The following is a 17760-nucleotide window of genomic DNA, read 5'->3' on the forward strand; positions in this document are numbered from 1 at the left end:
ATCACTTAACAATTTTTATTAGAAGAAAACGATTCTTCCTTTTTTCGGAAAAACCGTTTTCTTACACAAAAATCAATGATTATAATACTTCTACTGCTTTAACATAATGCTCATACCACTTTTGCCATTCTTCGTTTCTGGAATGGATTGTTTTCCCATCGAGCAGTTTCTCGATTACATCTAAACATACATGCCAGCCGGCAAGGTCTCTTGGGGTATGATCCGTGAGTTTATTGATTTTTTCAATTAGGACTAAATTACAGCCTTCAGATTCTTTTGACAATTCAAAGCGGATGATGTCCTCACCCCATGTGTATTCTATAACAGCCTCTTCTGTTAACTCGAGAATTTCCATTTCTTCAAACGTGCCATCACCCATATCAAACTTGATATATCCACCTTTACGGAGTTCATTTACTTTTAACTCAGTAAACCAAGCAGCTAATTTTTCATTTTCAGTTAGCATCGCCCAGACTTGTTCAACTCCATGGTTGAGATGACGTTCAAATATTGCACGATAACCGCCTTCAACACTTTCTAAAACTGCGAGCATATGTAAATACCTCCAAACGATAATAGAACAGCCCTACTTTATTCATTTAGTAGGGCTGACTTTTTTTATATTATACCATTACTTTACAAATATCATTTGTAAATTCAACTGGATCCTGAATAGGCAAGCCTTCAATAAGGAGTGCTTGATTATAAAGCAAATTTGTATACAAGCTCAGTTTTTCTTTATCTTGTTCAAATGCTTCTTTCAATGACTTAAATACATCATGATTTAAATTAATTTCTAATACTTTATCTGCCTTTACATTTGGATTGTCAGGCATCATATTTAATACTTTTTCCATTTCAATCGTCACTTCCCCGTCTGCTGTTAAGCAAACAGGATGGGACTTCAACCGTTTTGAGGCTCTTACTTCTTTGACTTTTCCTGATAAAATGTCTTTCATTGCACTAAAGAGCTCTTTATTTTCCTCTTTCTGCTCGTCATTGTTTTTATCATTTTCATCTGTTTCAATGCCTAAATCACCACTAGAAACAGATTTAAATTCCTTCTCTTTATAAGTCATCAGCATTTTGATCGCAAACTCATCAATATCTTCTGTAAAGTATAAAATTTCATAGCCTTTTTCAGCAACAATCTCTGTCTGTGGCAGCTTATCAATTCTTTCAACTGAATCGCCTGAAGCGTAGTAAATATATTTTTGATCCTCTGGCATTCTTGAGACATATTCATCGAGTGTAACCATTTTCTTTTCTTTTGAAGAATAGAACATTAATAAATCCTGCAGCATCTCTTTATTGCTGCCGAAATCACTGTATACGCCAAATTTCAACTGGCGACCAAAGGATTTATAAAACTCATCATATTTTTCACGATTATTTTTTAGTAGGCTTTGAAGCTCGCTTTTGATTTTCTTGCTGATATTTTTTGCTATTAGCTTTAACTGGCGATCATGCTGAAGAATTTCCCTTGAAATGTTGAGAGACAGGTCTTCAGAATCGACCATCCCTTTAACAAAACTGAAATAATCAGGAAGTAAATCTGCGCACTTGTTCATAATTAAAACACCATTTGAATAAAGCTCCAATCCTTTTTCAAATTCCTTAGAATAATAGTCGAAAGGAATTTTCTCAGGAATGAATAGGATCGCATTGTAGCGAATCGTTCCATCTACACTTACATGAATATGCTTTAATGGCTTATCAAAGCCATAACGCTTTTCCATGTAGAATGTCTCATAATCTTCATCCGTCAGCTCGCTTTTATTTTTCCGCCAAATTGGAACCATACTGTTAATTGTTTGTTCTTCCACATACTCTTCAAATTCATTATCACTGCCTTCTTTCGGACGGCTGCTGCTCATATCCATCTTAATCGGGTAGCGAATGAAATCAGAGTATTTTTTGATGGTAGACTTTAATGAATACGATTCTAAATACTCATCATAATTATCATCTTCTGTGTTCTCTTTTATTTTTAAAATGATCTCTGTTCCTACAGAATCCTTTTGAACGGGCTCGATTGAATAGCCATCCGTTCCTTCAGATTCCCATTTGTAAGCTTCATCACTTCCTTGAGCTTTACTGATAACAGTTACGACATCCGCAACCATGAATGCTGCATAAAAACCAACACCAAATTGACCAATAATATCGTGTCCATCCTTGATTTCATTCTCAGTTTTAAATGCTAAGGAGCCACTCTTCGCAATGACACCGAGATTGTTTTCCAGCTCCTCTTTCGTCATTCCAATCCCCGTATCAATAATTTTCAATGTTCGTGTTTCTTTATCAGGAACTACCTTTATGTAGTAGCTATCCTTTTCAAAGGTTAACTGCTCGTCTGTTAGTGCCTTATAATAAATTTTATCAATTGCATCACTTGCATTTGAAATCAATTCGCGTAAAAACACTTCTTTTTGAGAATAGATAGAGTTGATCATCATTTCTAATAATCTTTTAGATTCAGCTTGAAATTGCTTTTTTTCCATATTAAACGCTCCTTTCAGTCATTTCACCATTTTAGCACTCTAGCAGTCAGAGTGCTAAAACCTATCATCTATTAAATAACATATCCTATTTTTTGAGTCAATATATGTACTTCATTTTTTTCACAACGCTTTTACCATGCCACCATCAATTAGGATAGAGCTGCCAGTAATATAGGTGTTAACATCAGAGGCAAGGAAGGTAACTACATTGGCAAATTCCTCTGGTGTTCCGTATCTTCCAAGCGGAATTGCGCTGATTGCTTCTCCAACGATCACTTCCTTAGATACATTACGATTATTTGCATTTAATTGATCTAAATAGTCTACTCGATCAGTAGCAATTCTGCCAGGAGCCACTGTATTAATGAGAATATTGTATGGACCGAGCTCCTCTGCTAAAGTCTTTGTCATCCCTACAATCCCTAAACGAAACGTATTCGACAGGATCAGTCCAGTGATAGGCTGTTTAATCGAGGTAGAGGCAATATTAATAATTTTGCCGCCACTTTTCTTTAAATCAGGCAGTACTTCACGAATCATTCGGACATAGCTGAATAAATTTAACTGAAAGGCATTTTCCCATTCCTCATCAGATAATTGTTCAAAAGTCCCTCCTGGCGGTCCGCCTGCATTATTAACAAGAATATCAATTTTCCCGAAGACTTCCCTTGTTTTTTCCACAAGCGTTTTAATATCCTCTGGCTTTGTAATGTCAGCAACATGGAATTTCACTTCACAATGATGTTCTTCACGCAATTCAGCTTGGACCGATTGCAGTTTTTCTAAGTTACGGCTCGTAATCATAACTTGAGCCCCTTCCTTGGCAAGCTGTGTCGCAATTGCTTTTCCTAGACCTTGGCTTGAGGCAACAACAAGTGCAACTTTTCCGTTAAGATTTAAATCCATTGAACACTCCTCCTCATGTTCCTTAGGCTTTTTCCAAACAGCAGCATAGTTCTTCTTATACTTTTACAAAATAAACCAGACTTCTGTTATCAGTTTAAGACAATAAGGAAAAAAAGCAAATTTAAATATAAAAATAGTGCTCGTCCAAACATAATTTAGTTTGAATAAGCACCTCTACTAAAAATCCTATTTTGGCTCAAGCGAATCTCGATAAAGCCCCTTCTTCAACAAATTCATTTCGATCAAATACGTATTCATTGCTTCTTCAATCGGAAGATCCCGAGCAAATTTATCGACAAAGCTCCGGAATGTAACTGCTGCAATGATTTGGAAAACATAAAACAATTCATTTTCATCTGATATGTTTAATACATTTTTATCAATGAATGAACTGAATTTCTCGAAGTTTTCATTTCTCTCATTCGAGCTAAAGCTTCTTGAAAAAGTACTTTCGATTCGATGAGTCATATTCAAAAATGTATTCTTTAAGAAATTAAAATTTTCTTCTTCAGAGATGATTACTCGGAAAAAATCAATCATTGTTTCGAATATATCTCCATTATTACTGCTTAATAAGTGTATAAAAATATACTTATGCTCTTTCGTCAGTTCATTTAATAAAAAGAAAAACGCGTCTTCCTTGTCTTCGAAATATTGATAAAAGCTGCCTCGTGGGATACCAGCTTCTTTAATAATATTCGTAATCGAAGCATCATATAAGGGCACCCTTGAAAATTCCTTTTTTGCTGCTTGGATTAATGTTTCCTTCTTATCTTCAGGTAAGTTAAAAAATGTAATTTTTGGCAATTTGCTCGCTTCCTATTCTACTAATTATTCAACTAAATTTGCTCTTTTCATAATCGGTAATAAAAAGTCTTTAGGGAGACGGAATCTTTCATTATTGATTGATACTTCATTCAAGTCTTCTTCATGATTTATAAGTTCCTTGATTTTATTCATTTCTTTATGAATACTCTCCATTTTTTTATCCAATTGTGTGGCAGTCATTGCTGCTTCACGCAGATCATCTTTAATCGTTTGAGGGACTTCTTTATTATACTTGTAGTAAATTTTATGTTCCAAGCTTGCCCAGAAATCCATGGCGATGGTACGGATTTGAATTTCTACATTGATATGATCCTCTCTATCGGACATAAAAATCGGGATTTGTAGGATTAAATGAAGACTTTGATATCCATTCGGTTTAGGATTTTTTATATAATCCTTGCAATCAATAACTGTTATATCTTTTTGATTCTGGAGCATCTTACTGATTTCATAAATATCAGAAATGAAAGAACAGGTGATACGAATGGCCGCAATGTCTTTTATATTTTTTCTAATAGATGGCAAGGAAAGCTCATACCCTTTTCTCTGAATCTTCTTTAAAATACTCTCAGGAGATTTAATCCTAGATTTCACATGTTCAATCGGATTATAGTCATGAATATATTGGAATTCTTGTTTTAAAATATCTATCTTCGTATTCATTTCGTCTAATGCAAACTTGTATGACATCATGAAACGAATGAGTTCTGTTTTTAATAACTTTAATTGCGTTAAATTGCTAGGTGTTTTGTCTTCCATCTTTTTCTCCTTTTTTATGTGGTTAACGCCCGTTAGCAGTAATTGGTTTTTGAATAATTGCTGGTCTTTTACATAATGAGGCATTGACACCTTTTGATTTTAACTCATTGATGAGCTTCTTTAATTTTTCAATATCCATTGTTTTCTTCACTCCAATATGACAACTTGTCATCCTATACATTTATCCTAAACGACACTTTGTCATATGTCAATGTTTTTCATGACACCGTGTCATTTATGACTATGGCTTGCTTTTTTTCTTTCTTAGGCTCATGACGCACCTTCTTGTTACCGTGTACTCACTTTTTCTGCTTTCAGGGGTACATGACACACACTCTTGTTACCATGAACTCACTTTTTCTGTTTTCAGGGGCACATGACACACACTCTTGTTACCGTGAACTCACTTTTTCTGCTTTCAGGGGCACATGACACACATTCTTGTTACCGTGAACTCACTTTTCCTGCTTTCAGGGGTACATGACACACCTTCTTGTTACCGTGTACTCACTTTTTCTGCTTTCAGGGGTACATGACACACACTCTTGTTACCATGAACTCACTTTTTCTACTTTCAGGGGTACATGAAGCTTTCTCTTACCTGAGTCTAATAATAGAAAAAACCCTACTACACAAATAAATGCATAGTAAGGTTTCTAACTTATTCTTTATCAAATTCAATCGTACTTCTAACCGTATCGATCGGGCGAACTAATCTTTCAATTTGCTCTCGCTTATGTTCAAGGAATGGAGGCAGTGATAGCTTCTCTCCCAATGTTTCGTACGGTTCATCTCCCATAAAACCCGGACCGTCTGTAGCAAATTCAAAAAGAATTTGTGGAGCCACTCTTGCATAAAGGGATGCGAAAAAGAAACGATCAACGAAGCCAGATGTATGGAATCCGAAGGTCCCCATTCGTTCAATCCATTCTTCCAAAACAGAGCGGTCTTCAACCCGGAATGCAGCGTGATGCACTGTTCCAAACCCTTGTCTTGCTTGTGGGAGAATGGTATTGTATTCGACAATAACCTGTGCACCGTTGCCTCCTTCTCCAACCTCGAACAAATGAAACGATTCTTCTTGGTCAATTTCTTTAAATAATAACACCTTTTCCATCATTTCTTTAAAGTGATCAAAGTTTGCTACGCGAACAAAAATCGGTCCTAAGCCTGTGATTGCATATTGGAGCGGAATCGGACCTTTTTGCCATGGGGTACCAGCTTCAACCCCTACATTTTTTTCATCGGAGATTAACTGATAGTGCTGGTCATCAAAATCTGCAAACGAAAGGGTCTTCTTGCCAAATTGTTCTTTTATTCCGGTATGCTTCACTTCTAGACGATCAAAGCGCTTGACCCAATACTCTAATGCTGCATCACTTGGAACTCGGAATGACGTTTTGGAAATTTCATTCGTTCCGTGTACACCCTTCGGAATCCCGGGAAAGTCGAAGAAGGTCATATCTGTACCAGCACTGCCTTTATCATCCGCAAAAAATAAATGATAGGTCTGAATATCATCCTGGTTGACTGTTTTCTTTACTAAACGCATCCCTAATACATAGGTGAAAAATTCATAGTTTTTCTCTGCACTACTTGTAATAGCTGTTACATGATGTATTCCCTTTAATCCATTCATTTATAATTCCTCCATTTATATAAAATACACTTAATTAATATATTTTTAATTCGAGATAAATATAACATGAAATAAATTCAATGTAAAGTTCTATCCTATTATTCCCTTTCCTTTCACTTATAGCACTTAACAAGATTTTCCTTTACAATTAATTTAGGTAATAAAAAAAAGTGTGGTGTTTAAAATGTTTAAATTGTTATTAATTGAAGATGATCGTACATTATTTAATGAAGTAAAAGAAAGATTAACGGGTTGGTCATACGATGTATACGGTATTCAAGATTTTAGTAAGGTGATTCAAGAATTTACTGCAGTGGATCCCGATTTAGTCATTATCGATATTCAATTGCCGAAATTCGATGGATTTCACTGGTGCCGTAACATTCGAACACATTCAAATGTTCCGATTATTTTTCTATCGTCACGTGATCATCCAACTGATATGGTGATGTCCATGCAGCTGGGTGCTGATGATTTTATACAGAAGCCTTTTCATTTTGATGTACTCGTTGCCAAAATACAGGCCATTCTCCGTCGTGTCTATAATTACAATACGACAGCGAATAAATTAAAAACCTGGTATGATGCGAAGATCGATTTTGAAAAAAATACGGTTACTAATGAAGCTGGGACTGTAGAATTAACAAAGAATGAAATCTTTATATTAAAATTGCTTATTGATAGAAAAAATCAAATTGTAAGCCGTGAGGAACTCATTACAAGCCTTTGGGATGATGAACGCTTTATTAGCGATAATACGTTAACAGTTAATGTCAATCGTCTACGAAAAAAACTAGATGAAATTGGATTAGGCTGTTATATAGAAACGAAGGTCGGACAAGGGTATATAGCGATTGAAGAGGACTATCCCCATGATTAGAACCTATCTCAAAGAAAGACGCAGCTGGATTCTGTTTTTTATTACAATCCAATTGCTCTCGCTCATCATCGGATATATAGATTCGGCAGGTTCATTCCGATCTGTCCAGTATTATGTTTTTCTATCAACAATTATTTTTATTGTATTTATCACTGTGCGTTATCATAAAGAATCTCGCTTTTATTTAAGCTTGGAAGAACGTGACAATGACTTCGATGTTTCTAGCATTCCAGAACCAGAAAGCCCTTTTGAATGGATCATCGAAAATAGCATCACAAATCAAGTAATGAGGCTAAAAAATGAATCAGAACAAAATCTGCTGTTGCTAGAGCAAGAAAAGGATGACCTGCTTTCATGGATACATGAGGTGAAAACACCGTTGACTGCAATAAATTTAATGATTGATCGTATAGATGATAAAATGCTGAAATCTCAGATGACTTACGAATGGCTTCGGATTCATCTTTTACTTGATCAGCAGCTTCATCAAAAACGGATTCCCTTTATTAAAAATGATTTATATATCGAACATACAAATTTGGAACACTTGATTTTCAAGGAAATCAAAACATTACAATCCTGGTGTATGCAAAAAGGCATTGGCTTTGACATTGATCTAGAAGTAGAAGAGGTGCTTAGTGATGCGAAGTGGCTTAGTTTCATTATTCGTCAGCTGTTAACAAATGCAGTGAAATATAGTGACTCGTCCGATATTATCATTAAAAGCTATCAGCGGGATGAGCAAACCATGCTTGATGTAAGAGACTTTGGTCGAGGCATCGAGCAAAAGGACCTTTCGCGTATTTTTGATAAAGGATTTACCTCAACAACCAATCATCAAGATACTTCCGCTACAGGTATGGGACTATATTTGTCCAAAAAAGCGGCAGAATCTTTGAAAGTCCACATCGATGTCCAATCGAAGCTTAGTTCAGGAACGACCTTCACGCTCATTTTTCCGAAAAAAAATGAATTTGTAAACATAACAGGCATGTGACAAAATTGTCACATGCTATTATTATTTGTTCGGACAATCGAAGGAATAGCAAAATGGAGAACTCTATAATAAAAATAGAATTTCACTATTAAAGGAGAAGACAATGAATATCTTAGAAGCTAGTAAGATCCATAAAAGCTATGGCAATAAATTTAACAAACAAGAGGTTTTAAAGGGCATAGATGTAAAAATAGACAAAGGAGAATTTGTCAGTATTATGGGAGCATCCGGCTCAGGAAAAACTACCTTGCTAAATGTACTATCCTCCATTGATAAAGCAAGCACAGGTTCAATCACGATTGAAGGAAAAGAAATGACAAGCATGAAGGAAAAACAGCTTGCTATATTTCGGAAACATTACTTAGGCTTTATCTTCCAAGATTATAATTTGCTTGATACGCTAACGGTAAAAGAAAATATTTTATTGCCGTTATCTATTCGAAAAATATCCAAGAAAGAAGCAGATAAAAAATTTAATGAGGTTGCGGCAGATTTAGGTATTTTAGAGTTAAAAAATAAGTATCCTAACGAAATATCTGGCGGACAAAAGCAGCGCACTTCAGCAGCAAGAGCCTTTATCCATGAGCCAAGCATCATTTTTGCCGACGAACCAACTGGCGCACTTGACTCTAAATCTGCGTCTGATTTATTAAATAAATTAAGTGAATTGAACAAGAAAAGACAAGCAACCATTATAATGGTTACTCACGACCCAGTTGCAGCAAGCTACTGCAATCGCGTGATTTTTATTAAGGACGGGCAAATCTATACTCAATTAAATAAAGGCGAAGAAACAAGGCAAACCTTCTTTAATGACATCATGAAAACGCAAGCGATACTAGGCGGGGTGCAAAATGAGCATTAATCATCTGATCATCCGCAATCTGAAGAAAAATCTAAAGAACTATTATCTTTACGTTTTCGCCCTCATCTTTAGTGTTGCTTTGTATTTCGCATTTGTCACATTACAATATGATCCATCCATGAATGAAACAAAGGGAACAGTGAAGGGAGCGGCTTCCATTCGTGCTGCAACGGTCTTGCTTATTGGAATTGTGTCAATCTTCCTTTTATATGCCAATAATATCTTTATTAAAAGACGCAGTAAAGAAGTTGGGTTATTTCAATTAATCGGGATGACAAAGGGAAAAATCTTCCGCATTCTTACTTTAGAAAACCTGTTTCTATATTTTGGTTCATTAATTGTCGGAATCCTGTTAGGTTTCTCTGTATCAAAATTAATCATTATGATTTTGTTAAAAATTACAGGCATTGAAGGCATTGCCTCCCTTCAATTTTCTTTAAAGGCACTTATCCAGACAATTATCGTATTTGGTGCTATTTACCTATTAATCATGCTTATGAACTATTTGTTTATTAAAAGACAAACTATTCTTTCTTTATTCAGGGTAACCTCAAAAACAGAAGGAAAAGTGAAGAAACTGTCAATTTTTGAAATCTTCATTGGTATAGTGGGAATTGCTTTAATTATCATGGGCTATTATGTTTCCTCTAAGCTTTTTGGCGGAGATTTTACAACGATGATTGAGCTGCTGCTTGCTATGCTCTTTATACTTGGATCCGTAATTATTGGAACGTATTTATTTTATAAAGGGTCTGTCAGTTTTATTTTTAATCTCATTCGAAAAAAGAAAGACGGCTATTTGAATATAAATGAAGTATTGTCTCTTTCAACCATTATGTTCAGAATGAGATCAAATGCATTGTTACTAACTATTATTACAACAGTATCAGCACTTGCTATTGGTTTACTTTCTCTAAGTTTTATTTCTTATTACTCTGCTGAAAAAAGTGCTGAGAACAATGTTCCCGCTCATTTTACCTTAACAGACAATGAAGATTCAGAACAATTTAAAAAGGCGTTAGATGAAAATCATATGAAGTATACCGAGAAAAAAATTAACGTCCTTCAGATTGAAGCAAATATAAAGGAAATCGCCGATTTTAACCTAAATGGAATGAATTTTGATCCAAATGTTATGCAGATTCCTGTTGTTAGTGATAATGAAATCGAAGGGTTAGATTTATCTTCAAACGAAACTCTTTTTACTGGCTATAATGATTTACTCCAAAAATTCATGACACTTAAAGACTCTGGCGAAATTAGCCTGTTAGGAAAGTCGGAAAATATTTCACAAAAATATTTAGGTTTGAATAAGGATTTCATCATTCCTTATTATTTCACTGGCGGTGGCTTGCCCGTGGCAATAGTGGATGAATCCATATTCGAACGATTGAAAAAAGATTTAAATCCAGAAATCCAAATGGAATCCAATATATATATCGGTATTGATCTTAATGACGATGAAAACCTTGAAAAAGCGAATAAGCTATTTCAAGAATTTACTTTCACTGGCCGAAATGATTCCCAATTAGAAATGAGCACAAATCAAAAAATTAATATGGGACTCATCATGTTCATTGTTGGATTTTTAGGGTTAACTTTCTTGATAACATCTGGTTGTATTCTCTATTTCAAGCAAATGGATGAAAGTGAGGATGAGAAACCAAATTATACGATCTTAAGAAAGCTTGGATTTACTCGGGGAGACCTCTTAAAAGGAATTCAAGCAAAACAATTCTTTAATTTTGGGATTCCCCTTGTCATAGGACTTCTGCACAGCTATTTTGCTGTTCAATCAGGATGGTTTCTATTTGGCTCCGAAGTATGGACACCAATGATCATTGTTATGGTTCTTTACACAGCTTTGTATTCCATATTTGGAGTCCTATCTGTTCTATATTCTAAGAAAGTAATTAAAGATGCATTGTAATTTATTAATAAATTACAAAAGCGCTTGTTCTCTCTAAATAAAAAATAGGGAGACAAGCGCTTTTTCTATATTAACTTATTTATAAATCGATTCATCCGTTTGACTGCTTCCTGCAGCTGCTCCATGGATGTCGCATAAGAACAGCGGATATGCCCTTCCCCGCTTACACCGAAGACATTTCCTGGGACAACAGCTACACTCTCTTCAAGTAACAGCCTTTCAGCAAACTCTTCAGAGCTAAGTCCTGTAGATTCTATCGAAGGAAATGCATAAAAAGCTCCACCAGGCGTATGGCATGTTAAACCCATATCATTGAATGACTGAACAATATAGTTACGTCGTCTGCGATAGCTTTTCACCATTTCTTCAACATCTGAACGACCATTTTTCAGTGCTTCAATCGCTGCAAATTGGGCCATTGTTGGTGCACACATAATCGCATATTGATGAATTTTCAGCATGGCTTGTGTAATCTCTTCTGGTGCACAGACAAATCCAAGACGCCAGCCTGTCATCGCAAATCCTTTAGAAAAACCAGAAATTAATATCGTTCTTTCTCTCATCCCTTTGATCAATGCCAGACTTGTATATTCCTCATCATAAACAAGCTCCGCGTAGATTTCATCAGCAATGACAAGTAAGTCGTATTTAACCGCTATCTCTGCAATTTCTTCAAGTTCCTTTTTATTCAGCATCGATCCAGTTGGATTATTGGGCGAACAGAGCAAGATGGCTTTCGTCTTTTCAGTTATTACTTCTTCTAATTGAGAGGGCAATATTTTGAAATCATTCTCTTTCAAAGCCTGTACATGAACTGGGACACCACCCGCCATGTCAACCATCGGTGAATATGAGACAAAACATGGTTCAATAATAATAACCTCATCGCCAGGATCTAGAATGGTTCGCATTGCAATGTCAATTGCCTGACTGGCACCGACTGTAACAATAATTTCTGAACTTGGAGAATACATTACATTAAATTGCTTTTTCATATAGCCAGAAATTTCTTTCCTCAGCTCCAGCAATCCCGCATTTGCCGAATACGATGTATAGCCTTGCTCAATGGAGAGAATAGCTGCCTCCCTTACCGTCCAAGGTGTGACAAAGTCCGGCTCACCGACGCCTAAGGAAACGACACCTTTCATACCGGCAGCTAAATCAAAGAACCGGCGAATGCCTGAAGGTTTTAATGCTTGAGCTTTTTTGGATAAATAGTTTTTCTTCATTATGGTGACACCACAATTCGTTTGTCATCATCGCCTGACTCAAAAATGGTGCCATCATGCTTATATTTTTTCAATATAAAATGAGTAGTTGTTGAGATAACAGAGTCAAGGGTTGATAGCTTCTGCGAAACAAAATGGGCAACCTCATTCATGGATTTCCCTTCAATTTCAACGGATAGATCATAAGCACCTGACATTAAATATACAGACTTTACTTCTTTATAGCGGTAAATTCTTTCAGCTATTTCATCAAAGCCTACGCCACGCTTAGGTGTTACTTTTACATCAATCATAGCGGTTAGGCCTGAATGGTCTTCTACTTTCCCCCAATCTATCACTGACGTGTATTTTACTATTACCTTTTGTTCTTCCAGTTTTTTGATGATCTCTTTTGTTTCAGGCATGCTTAATTGGACCATTTTTGCAAGATCATCCGTATGTATTCGCGCATCTTTTTCCAAAATCTCTACAATTTCCAATTCCTTATGTGTCAGCTTCATCGAAGAACCTCCATATGTCTTAAAAATACGTCTTATTATATCAAATACGCGTGGATTAGAATAGAATCCATTCGATAGAATAACCTTTCTTTTTTAACAGTATCTTCATTTTTGGAAGAGATATGAATATAGCTATATCCCGTAAGAAATTAGGCCGTATAGATATAAAATTTGATTCCTATAGTGTAGAAATAATAGAAGCATACATCTTTTTTCAGCATTGGTTATATCTTCCCAATAAAAAATAGCGCTTTTCCCCTTATCAAATACTAGGGGACAAGCGCTTATAAAATACTTAAATAAAAATTTAGTTTTCAAACAAACTCAAATACTCGCCATAACCCTCTTCCTCTAATTTATCTTTCGAAACAAATCGAAGTGCCGCAGAGTTAATGCAATACCGATTATAAAAAGGACCTGGACCATCATCAAAGACATGTCCTAAGTGAGAGTCTGATGTTTTTGAACGAACTTCGATACGGCGCATGCCATGTGAAGTATCCATTTTCTCTTCGATTTCTGAACTGCGCAGTGACTTTGTGAAGCTTGGCCACCCACAGCCAGCATCATATTTATCCTTCGAACTAAATAATGGCTCGCCCGAGATAATATCAACATATATTCCCTCTTCTGTAAGATTCCAAAATTCATTCCGAAATGGAGGCTCTGTTGCATTATTTCTTGTCACTTCATACTGGATCTCAGTTAATTCTTTCCTCAACTGTGCATCACTTTTCGACTTTTTCCAGTTTTCACGTATGAAGGGTGCCCTTCCAGAACCCTCTTTATATAGATTGTAGTGGAAAGCATTCTTTTTATAATAATGCTGATGCTTTTCTTCCGCTCTGTAAAATGGAGTAGCTGGCAATATTTCCGTAACAATCGGCTTCAAGAAACGTCCGCTTGCTGCAAGCTCATCTTTTGAAGCTTCGGCCATAACTTTTTGTTCTTCATTATGGTAAAATATTGCTGTTCGATAGGATAGACCGCGATCATTAAATTGTCCACCTGCATCTGTTGGGTCAATTTGCTGCCAAAAAAGCTCAAGCAGCTTCTTGTAAGGGAAAATCGTTGGATCAAATGTTATCTGGACTGCTTCATAATGACCCGTTGTATCTGAACAAACCTCTTCATATGTAGGATTTTCAGTATGCCCGCCTGTATAGCCAGAAACCACTTCTTTAATCCCTGGCTGTTCATCGAAAGGTGCTACCATACACCAAAAACAGCCACCTGCAAATGTTGCTTTTTCATAATGATTAGACATTGATACTTTCACTCCTTCATTTTAAAAGTACTATATTATTACTTTAAGTGTATATTCTAAGATTACCACTATATTTAAAAGAAAAACACTGATGAAGCTGTTTACTCTTTATAAATCATTTTCCTTGTCATCCCTCCATCAACCACAAGATTCACACCAGTTACAAAATCATTTTCCACTGATGTTAAATAAAAGCAAGCTCTAGCTATATCCTCTGGCTTGCCAACACGCATAGATGGATGTTGCTCATGGTCAATTTTTCTTAAGTTATTATAATTACCTGTTTCTATCCATCCTGGAGATATGGCGTTAACGATAATTTTGTCATTACTTAATGAAACAGCCATCGCATGTGTTAATGCAACAATCCCCCCTTTCGAAGCTGCATACGCTTCCGAATTCGGTTCTGACATGAGAGCACGCGTGGAAGCAAGATTGACAATCGCTCCGCCATTTTTATTTTCTTTCATATACTTCGCTGCCTCTCTTGAACAAAGAAATACACTGCGAAGATTTGTATGTAAAATATTATCCCACTCATCAGCTGATAATTCATACAGCGATTTCCATTTTGAAATGCCAGCATTATTTATAAGGATATCAATTTGCCCATACTCCGCCTTCGTTGTTTTCATTAAATGCATGATTTCTTCTTCTTTCCGAACGTCGGTCTGAATATAAAGGGCATTCCCTTTATCGTTATTAATATCTGACTCAATTTGTTTTCCAGCTTTCTCATCTATATCAGCAACGACAATTTTAGCTCCTTTTTCAGCATAAGCAGCAGCTAGTACTTTTCCAATGCCATTAGATGCACCGGTAATTACAACGACTCTATTTCTGAAATCCATTCCCGCGACCCCTTTATCATTAATATTTATCTTTACATTATTGCATTTTTAATGCAAAAAAGAAAAAACACCCATTGGATTAATGAGTGCTTCGTTAGATCGATTATTCGATTACTTTAATATCTGACATACGAACCAGCTCTACATTATAAAGATGTTTGACATCTTTGATTTCTACGAAACCGGATTCATATATATGAACAATGATATAAATATCTTCATTATATTTCACCTTATTGCCTAAGGACACCAAATCATCCCCACCTTTATAAAGGTTGCCCAATACCAGGGTTGTATGAATAATTCATTACGATCTCAAACATCTTTTAGCTGATATTCTTTCTTTTTAAAAATGTCAATATCCAAAGCAAATACATGCTTTGGATATTGATCTAACAAAATATTAATGTTCGAACGGTAGTGTGACATCTCCTCCAGCTGCGCTTACTGTTGGAACGGATACTCCAACTTGTGAATATAAAATTCCTGCTAATAATAGAATTGCTACTACTTTTTTCATTTTTTCATCACCCTATCCTTATATTTATAATTGTATTCTAAAAGAATTCATATTTTGTTGCGTTCTCGATTCTAGGCTGTTAAAAGGGGTATGATATAATAATAGTTGGAAATAATAGTTTTTTCTAAAATAATATAAAATTTTTTATATAATGGTGAGAAAATGATAGTTTTAAATGCTAAAGCTCTAGGCGAAGAAATTAAAAGATTGAGAAAATCAAATAATCTTTCACAGGCTCAGCTTGCAGAAGGGATTTGCACGCAAGCAACTATCAGTGGCATTGAAGCTGGAAGGGGATATCCAAGCGTAGATATACTATACATACTCTCGATTCGATTAAAGGTAAGCTTGGATTATTTTTATAAAATATTATTGAATGATGCGCAAGGCTACATACAAGACACTGAACGGATGCTTGAAGAATTAATGAAAAAAAAAGACTACAATGAAACATTTGAAATTACCTCAAATGAACTAAAACAATCTACTAGGAATTTAGGATACAAATTCGATCAATTAATTAAATGGGTACATATCATTTCTAGTTACTATTTACAAAAATTAAACTGGAAAAAAGCGGTAATTATGCTTGAAGACTTATTAGACAGCAATCATCCCCTTTTTGGGCAAGACTTTATAGATTTCAAAATCCAAAACAGCCTGGCAATTATTTATGCAGAAAATAGTATGTTTCAAAAAAGTCTGCAGCAATATAATACCATACTATCCTATCATGATTTTCTTAAACAGCATCATCGATTTCAAATAAAAATTCATTATAATTTAGCAAAACTATATTTTTTACAGCAGGATTATGAACATTCCCTAATCCATGCTGAATTAGGAATTAAGCTTTCTTCAGAAAATGAAGATGTATCAATGGCTGGTCAGCTTTATTACCAACAAGGCCTGTCCTTAGAAGAATTAAATGCTGATCCACAAAAAATAAGAATTGCATTTAAAACATCCATTTTCATTTTCCAATTATTAGATAGACAAGAATACATTCAAATGGTTAACAAGAAAAAGGGAGAATTTCTAGGCAGTGAGTAGTTTGGGGAAGAGGGGCAAAATAATGTCCCTCTTATTTGCGTGAACTGTTTTATTTTCCTTTTACATATGCAAAAATGATTGCCAGTATCAGTAATCCACTAATAATGAAGGTACCGAAACCTGAACTATACACAACATAAATTGAAATGTTACGGAAAGCACTCACAATTAGAAATATGAAAAGGATTGAGCATAAAATTAAAACAATTCCTTTATTTTTATTTCTATACATAGTGACCAGCTCCTTCCCAAAAGCAGAACAGCTTGATCTTTCCCTATTAACAAACTACAAAAAATTAGGCATTTTATAGAACACTATGTAAATACTATCTTGTATTATTCTTAAAACAATTATTATTTCTTTATAGGAATTCTTCCCTTAAAATTGAATAAATGAGCAAATCATCAAACTTTCCATTCGTGTATTCATATTTTCTAAGAAGCCCTTCTCTCACAAAGCCGCTTTTTTCAGCAAGTTTTTTCGATGCAATATTTTCCGGTTCAATCAGAGCCTGTATTCTCATCAGTTCCATTTCCTTAAATCCGTAAGCTAAAATAGCTTGAAAAGCTTCAGAAACAATTCCGGTTCTCCAAAACTCTCTCGCTATTTCAGCCCCAACTTCAGCGCGTGAATGCTGTTTCGTGAAGTTAAGAAATCCACAGCTTCCTATTACCTTATCATTGCCTTTTAAAGTTATACCCCAGCGTATACCGGTATTATGATCAAAAATTTTACGATACCAGTCAATCTCCTCCTCCGCATCTTTTAAGGACTCGAAAGGGGCTAACCCATAATACTTCATCACTTCTTCATCTGAGAGATAATGATAGATGTCATTAGTATCCAAATATGTGACCTCCCTTAAGACTAGGCGATCTGTATAAAGGATTGGAAACTCGTTCTTATTCTGATAGGACATGTCTTAAAACTCCTTTCTAAATCTGGGACAAGGGAATTCATCATCCTATCTAATTATAAAATAATCATTTGTATAATTGGGATAATTAAATAATTTCTCGAAAAAACAGACT

18 protein-coding genes are annotated in these 17760 nt (G+C 35.3%); 5 read left to right on the top strand and 13 right to left on the bottom strand.

The annotated features are described in order from the left end of the window. Positions 1-79 precede the first annotated feature (79 nt). From AN957_RS15385 to AN957_RS15410, 7 genes are all read right to left on the bottom strand, one after another. Positions 80-553: an SRPBCC family protein gene (locus AN957_RS15385; protein ID WP_053476337.1), complete on the bottom strand. Its 474-nt coding sequence runs from the start codon at positions 551-553 to the stop codon at positions 80-82. 70 nt (positions 554-623) lie between these two features. Beyond that, complete coding sequence (htpG, locus tag AN957_RS15390; protein WP_053476338.1) at positions 624-2504, bottom strand: molecular chaperone HtpG; 1881 nt, start codon at positions 2502-2504, stop codon at positions 624-626. A 120-nt stretch (positions 2505-2624) separates the two neighbouring features. Then, positions 2625-3410, bottom strand: a complete 786-nt coding sequence (locus AN957_RS15395) for an SDR family oxidoreductase (RefSeq protein ID WP_053476339.1) — start codon at positions 3408-3410, stop codon at positions 2625-2627. Positions 3411-3596: 186 nt separating this feature from the next. After that, positions 3597-4217 carry a TetR/AcrR family transcriptional regulator gene (locus AN957_RS15400; RefSeq protein WP_053476340.1) on the bottom strand — a complete coding sequence of 207 codons (621 nt, stop codon included), beginning with the start codon at positions 4215-4217 and terminating at the stop codon, positions 3597-3599. Between the two features lie 24 nt (positions 4218-4241). Next, positions 4242-4997: a GTP pyrophosphokinase gene (locus tag AN957_RS15405; protein WP_053476341.1), complete on the bottom strand. Its 756-nt coding sequence runs from the start codon at positions 4995-4997 to the stop codon at positions 4242-4244. A gap of 22 nt (positions 4998-5019) precedes the next feature. Beyond that, positions 5020-5169 (bottom strand): hypothetical protein, encoded by a 150-nt coding sequence (locus AN957_RS27800; protein WP_156319123.1) that lies wholly within the window; start codon positions 5167-5169, stop codon positions 5020-5022. A gap of 489 nt (positions 5170-5658) precedes the next feature. Beyond that, the gene (locus AN957_RS15410; RefSeq protein WP_053476342.1) at positions 5659-6636 is read right to left on the bottom strand and encodes a ring-cleaving dioxygenase; all 978 of its coding nucleotides are present in this window, start codon (positions 6634-6636) and stop codon (positions 5659-5661) included. A 184-nt stretch (positions 6637-6820) separates the two neighbouring features. On the opposite strand from AN957_RS15410, the gene AN957_RS15415 reads away from it, so the two are divergent. The 4 genes from AN957_RS15415 to AN957_RS15430 all read left to right on the top strand — a co-directional run bounded on the left by AN957_RS15415 (position 6821) and on the right by AN957_RS15430 (position 11308). Then, positions 6821-7516, top strand: a complete 696-nt coding sequence (locus AN957_RS15415; RefSeq protein ID WP_053476343.1) for a response regulator transcription factor — start codon at positions 6821-6823, stop codon at positions 7514-7516. Then, positions 7509-8513: a sensor histidine kinase gene (locus AN957_RS15420; RefSeq protein WP_053476344.1), complete on the top strand. Its 1005-nt coding sequence runs from the start codon at positions 7509-7511 to the stop codon at positions 8511-8513. Before AN957_RS15415 ends, AN957_RS15420 begins: the two co-directional genes overlap by 8 nt. Positions 8514-8616: 103 nt before the next feature. Then, positions 8617-9378 carry an ABC transporter ATP-binding protein gene (locus AN957_RS15425; protein ID WP_053476345.1) on the top strand — a complete coding sequence of 254 codons (762 nt, stop codon included), beginning with the start codon at positions 8617-8619 and terminating at the stop codon, positions 9376-9378. Then, entirely contained in the window at positions 9368-11308 is a 1941-nt protein-coding gene (locus tag AN957_RS15430) for an FtsX-like permease family protein (protein ID WP_053476346.1), read from the top strand. The genes AN957_RS15425 and AN957_RS15430 overlap by 11 nt, the downstream gene beginning before the upstream one ends. Before the next feature lie 65 nt (positions 11309-11373). Here the strand turns inward: AN957_RS15430 and AN957_RS15435 are convergent, their stop codons facing one another. The 5 genes from AN957_RS15435 to AN957_RS27805 all read right to left on the bottom strand — a co-directional run bounded on the left by AN957_RS15435 (position 11374) and on the right by AN957_RS27805 (position 15405). Continuing rightward, entirely contained in the window at positions 11374-12537 is a 1164-nt protein-coding gene (locus tag AN957_RS15435; RefSeq protein ID WP_053476347.1) for an aminotransferase, read from the bottom strand. Further along, positions 12537-13037, bottom strand: coding sequence for an Lrp/AsnC family transcriptional regulator (locus AN957_RS15440; RefSeq protein ID WP_053476348.1), 501 nt, complete (start codon positions 13035-13037; stop codon positions 12537-12539). Before AN957_RS15440 ends, AN957_RS15435 begins: the two co-directional genes overlap by 1 nt. A gap of 307 nt (positions 13038-13344) precedes the next feature. After that, positions 13345-14304: a peptide-methionine (S)-S-oxide reductase MsrA gene (gene msrA, locus AN957_RS15445; RefSeq protein WP_053476349.1), complete on the bottom strand. Its 960-nt coding sequence runs from the start codon at positions 14302-14304 to the stop codon at positions 13345-13347. A gap of 101 nt (positions 14305-14405) precedes the next feature. Continuing rightward, entirely contained in the window at positions 14406-15155 is a 750-nt protein-coding gene (locus AN957_RS15450) for a glucose 1-dehydrogenase (RefSeq protein ID WP_053476350.1), read from the bottom strand. Positions 15156-15258: 103 nt separating this feature from the next. Then, complete coding sequence (locus tag AN957_RS27805; protein ID WP_156319124.1) at positions 15259-15405, bottom strand: hypothetical protein; 147 nt, start codon at positions 15403-15405, stop codon at positions 15259-15261. Between the two features lie 432 nt (positions 15406-15837). Between AN957_RS27805 and AN957_RS15455 the strand changes: the two genes are divergently transcribed. Then, entirely contained in the window at positions 15838-16728 is an 891-nt protein-coding gene (locus tag AN957_RS15455) for a helix-turn-helix domain-containing protein (protein ID WP_053476351.1), read from the top strand. Between the two features lie 362 nt (positions 16729-17090). Here AN957_RS15455 and AN957_RS15465 read toward each other — a convergent pair whose 3' ends face one another. Then, the gene (locus AN957_RS15465) at positions 17091-17648 is read right to left on the bottom strand and encodes a GNAT family N-acetyltransferase (RefSeq protein ID WP_053476353.1); all 558 of its coding nucleotides are present in this window, start codon (positions 17646-17648) and stop codon (positions 17091-17093) included. Between the last annotated feature and the right edge of the window lie 112 nt (positions 17649-17760).

Origin of the sequence: Cytobacillus solani (assembly GCF_001420595.1) — a bacterium.
Classification (GTDB): Bacteria; Bacillota; Bacilli; order Bacillales; family Cytobacillaceae; genus Cytobacillus; species Cytobacillus solani.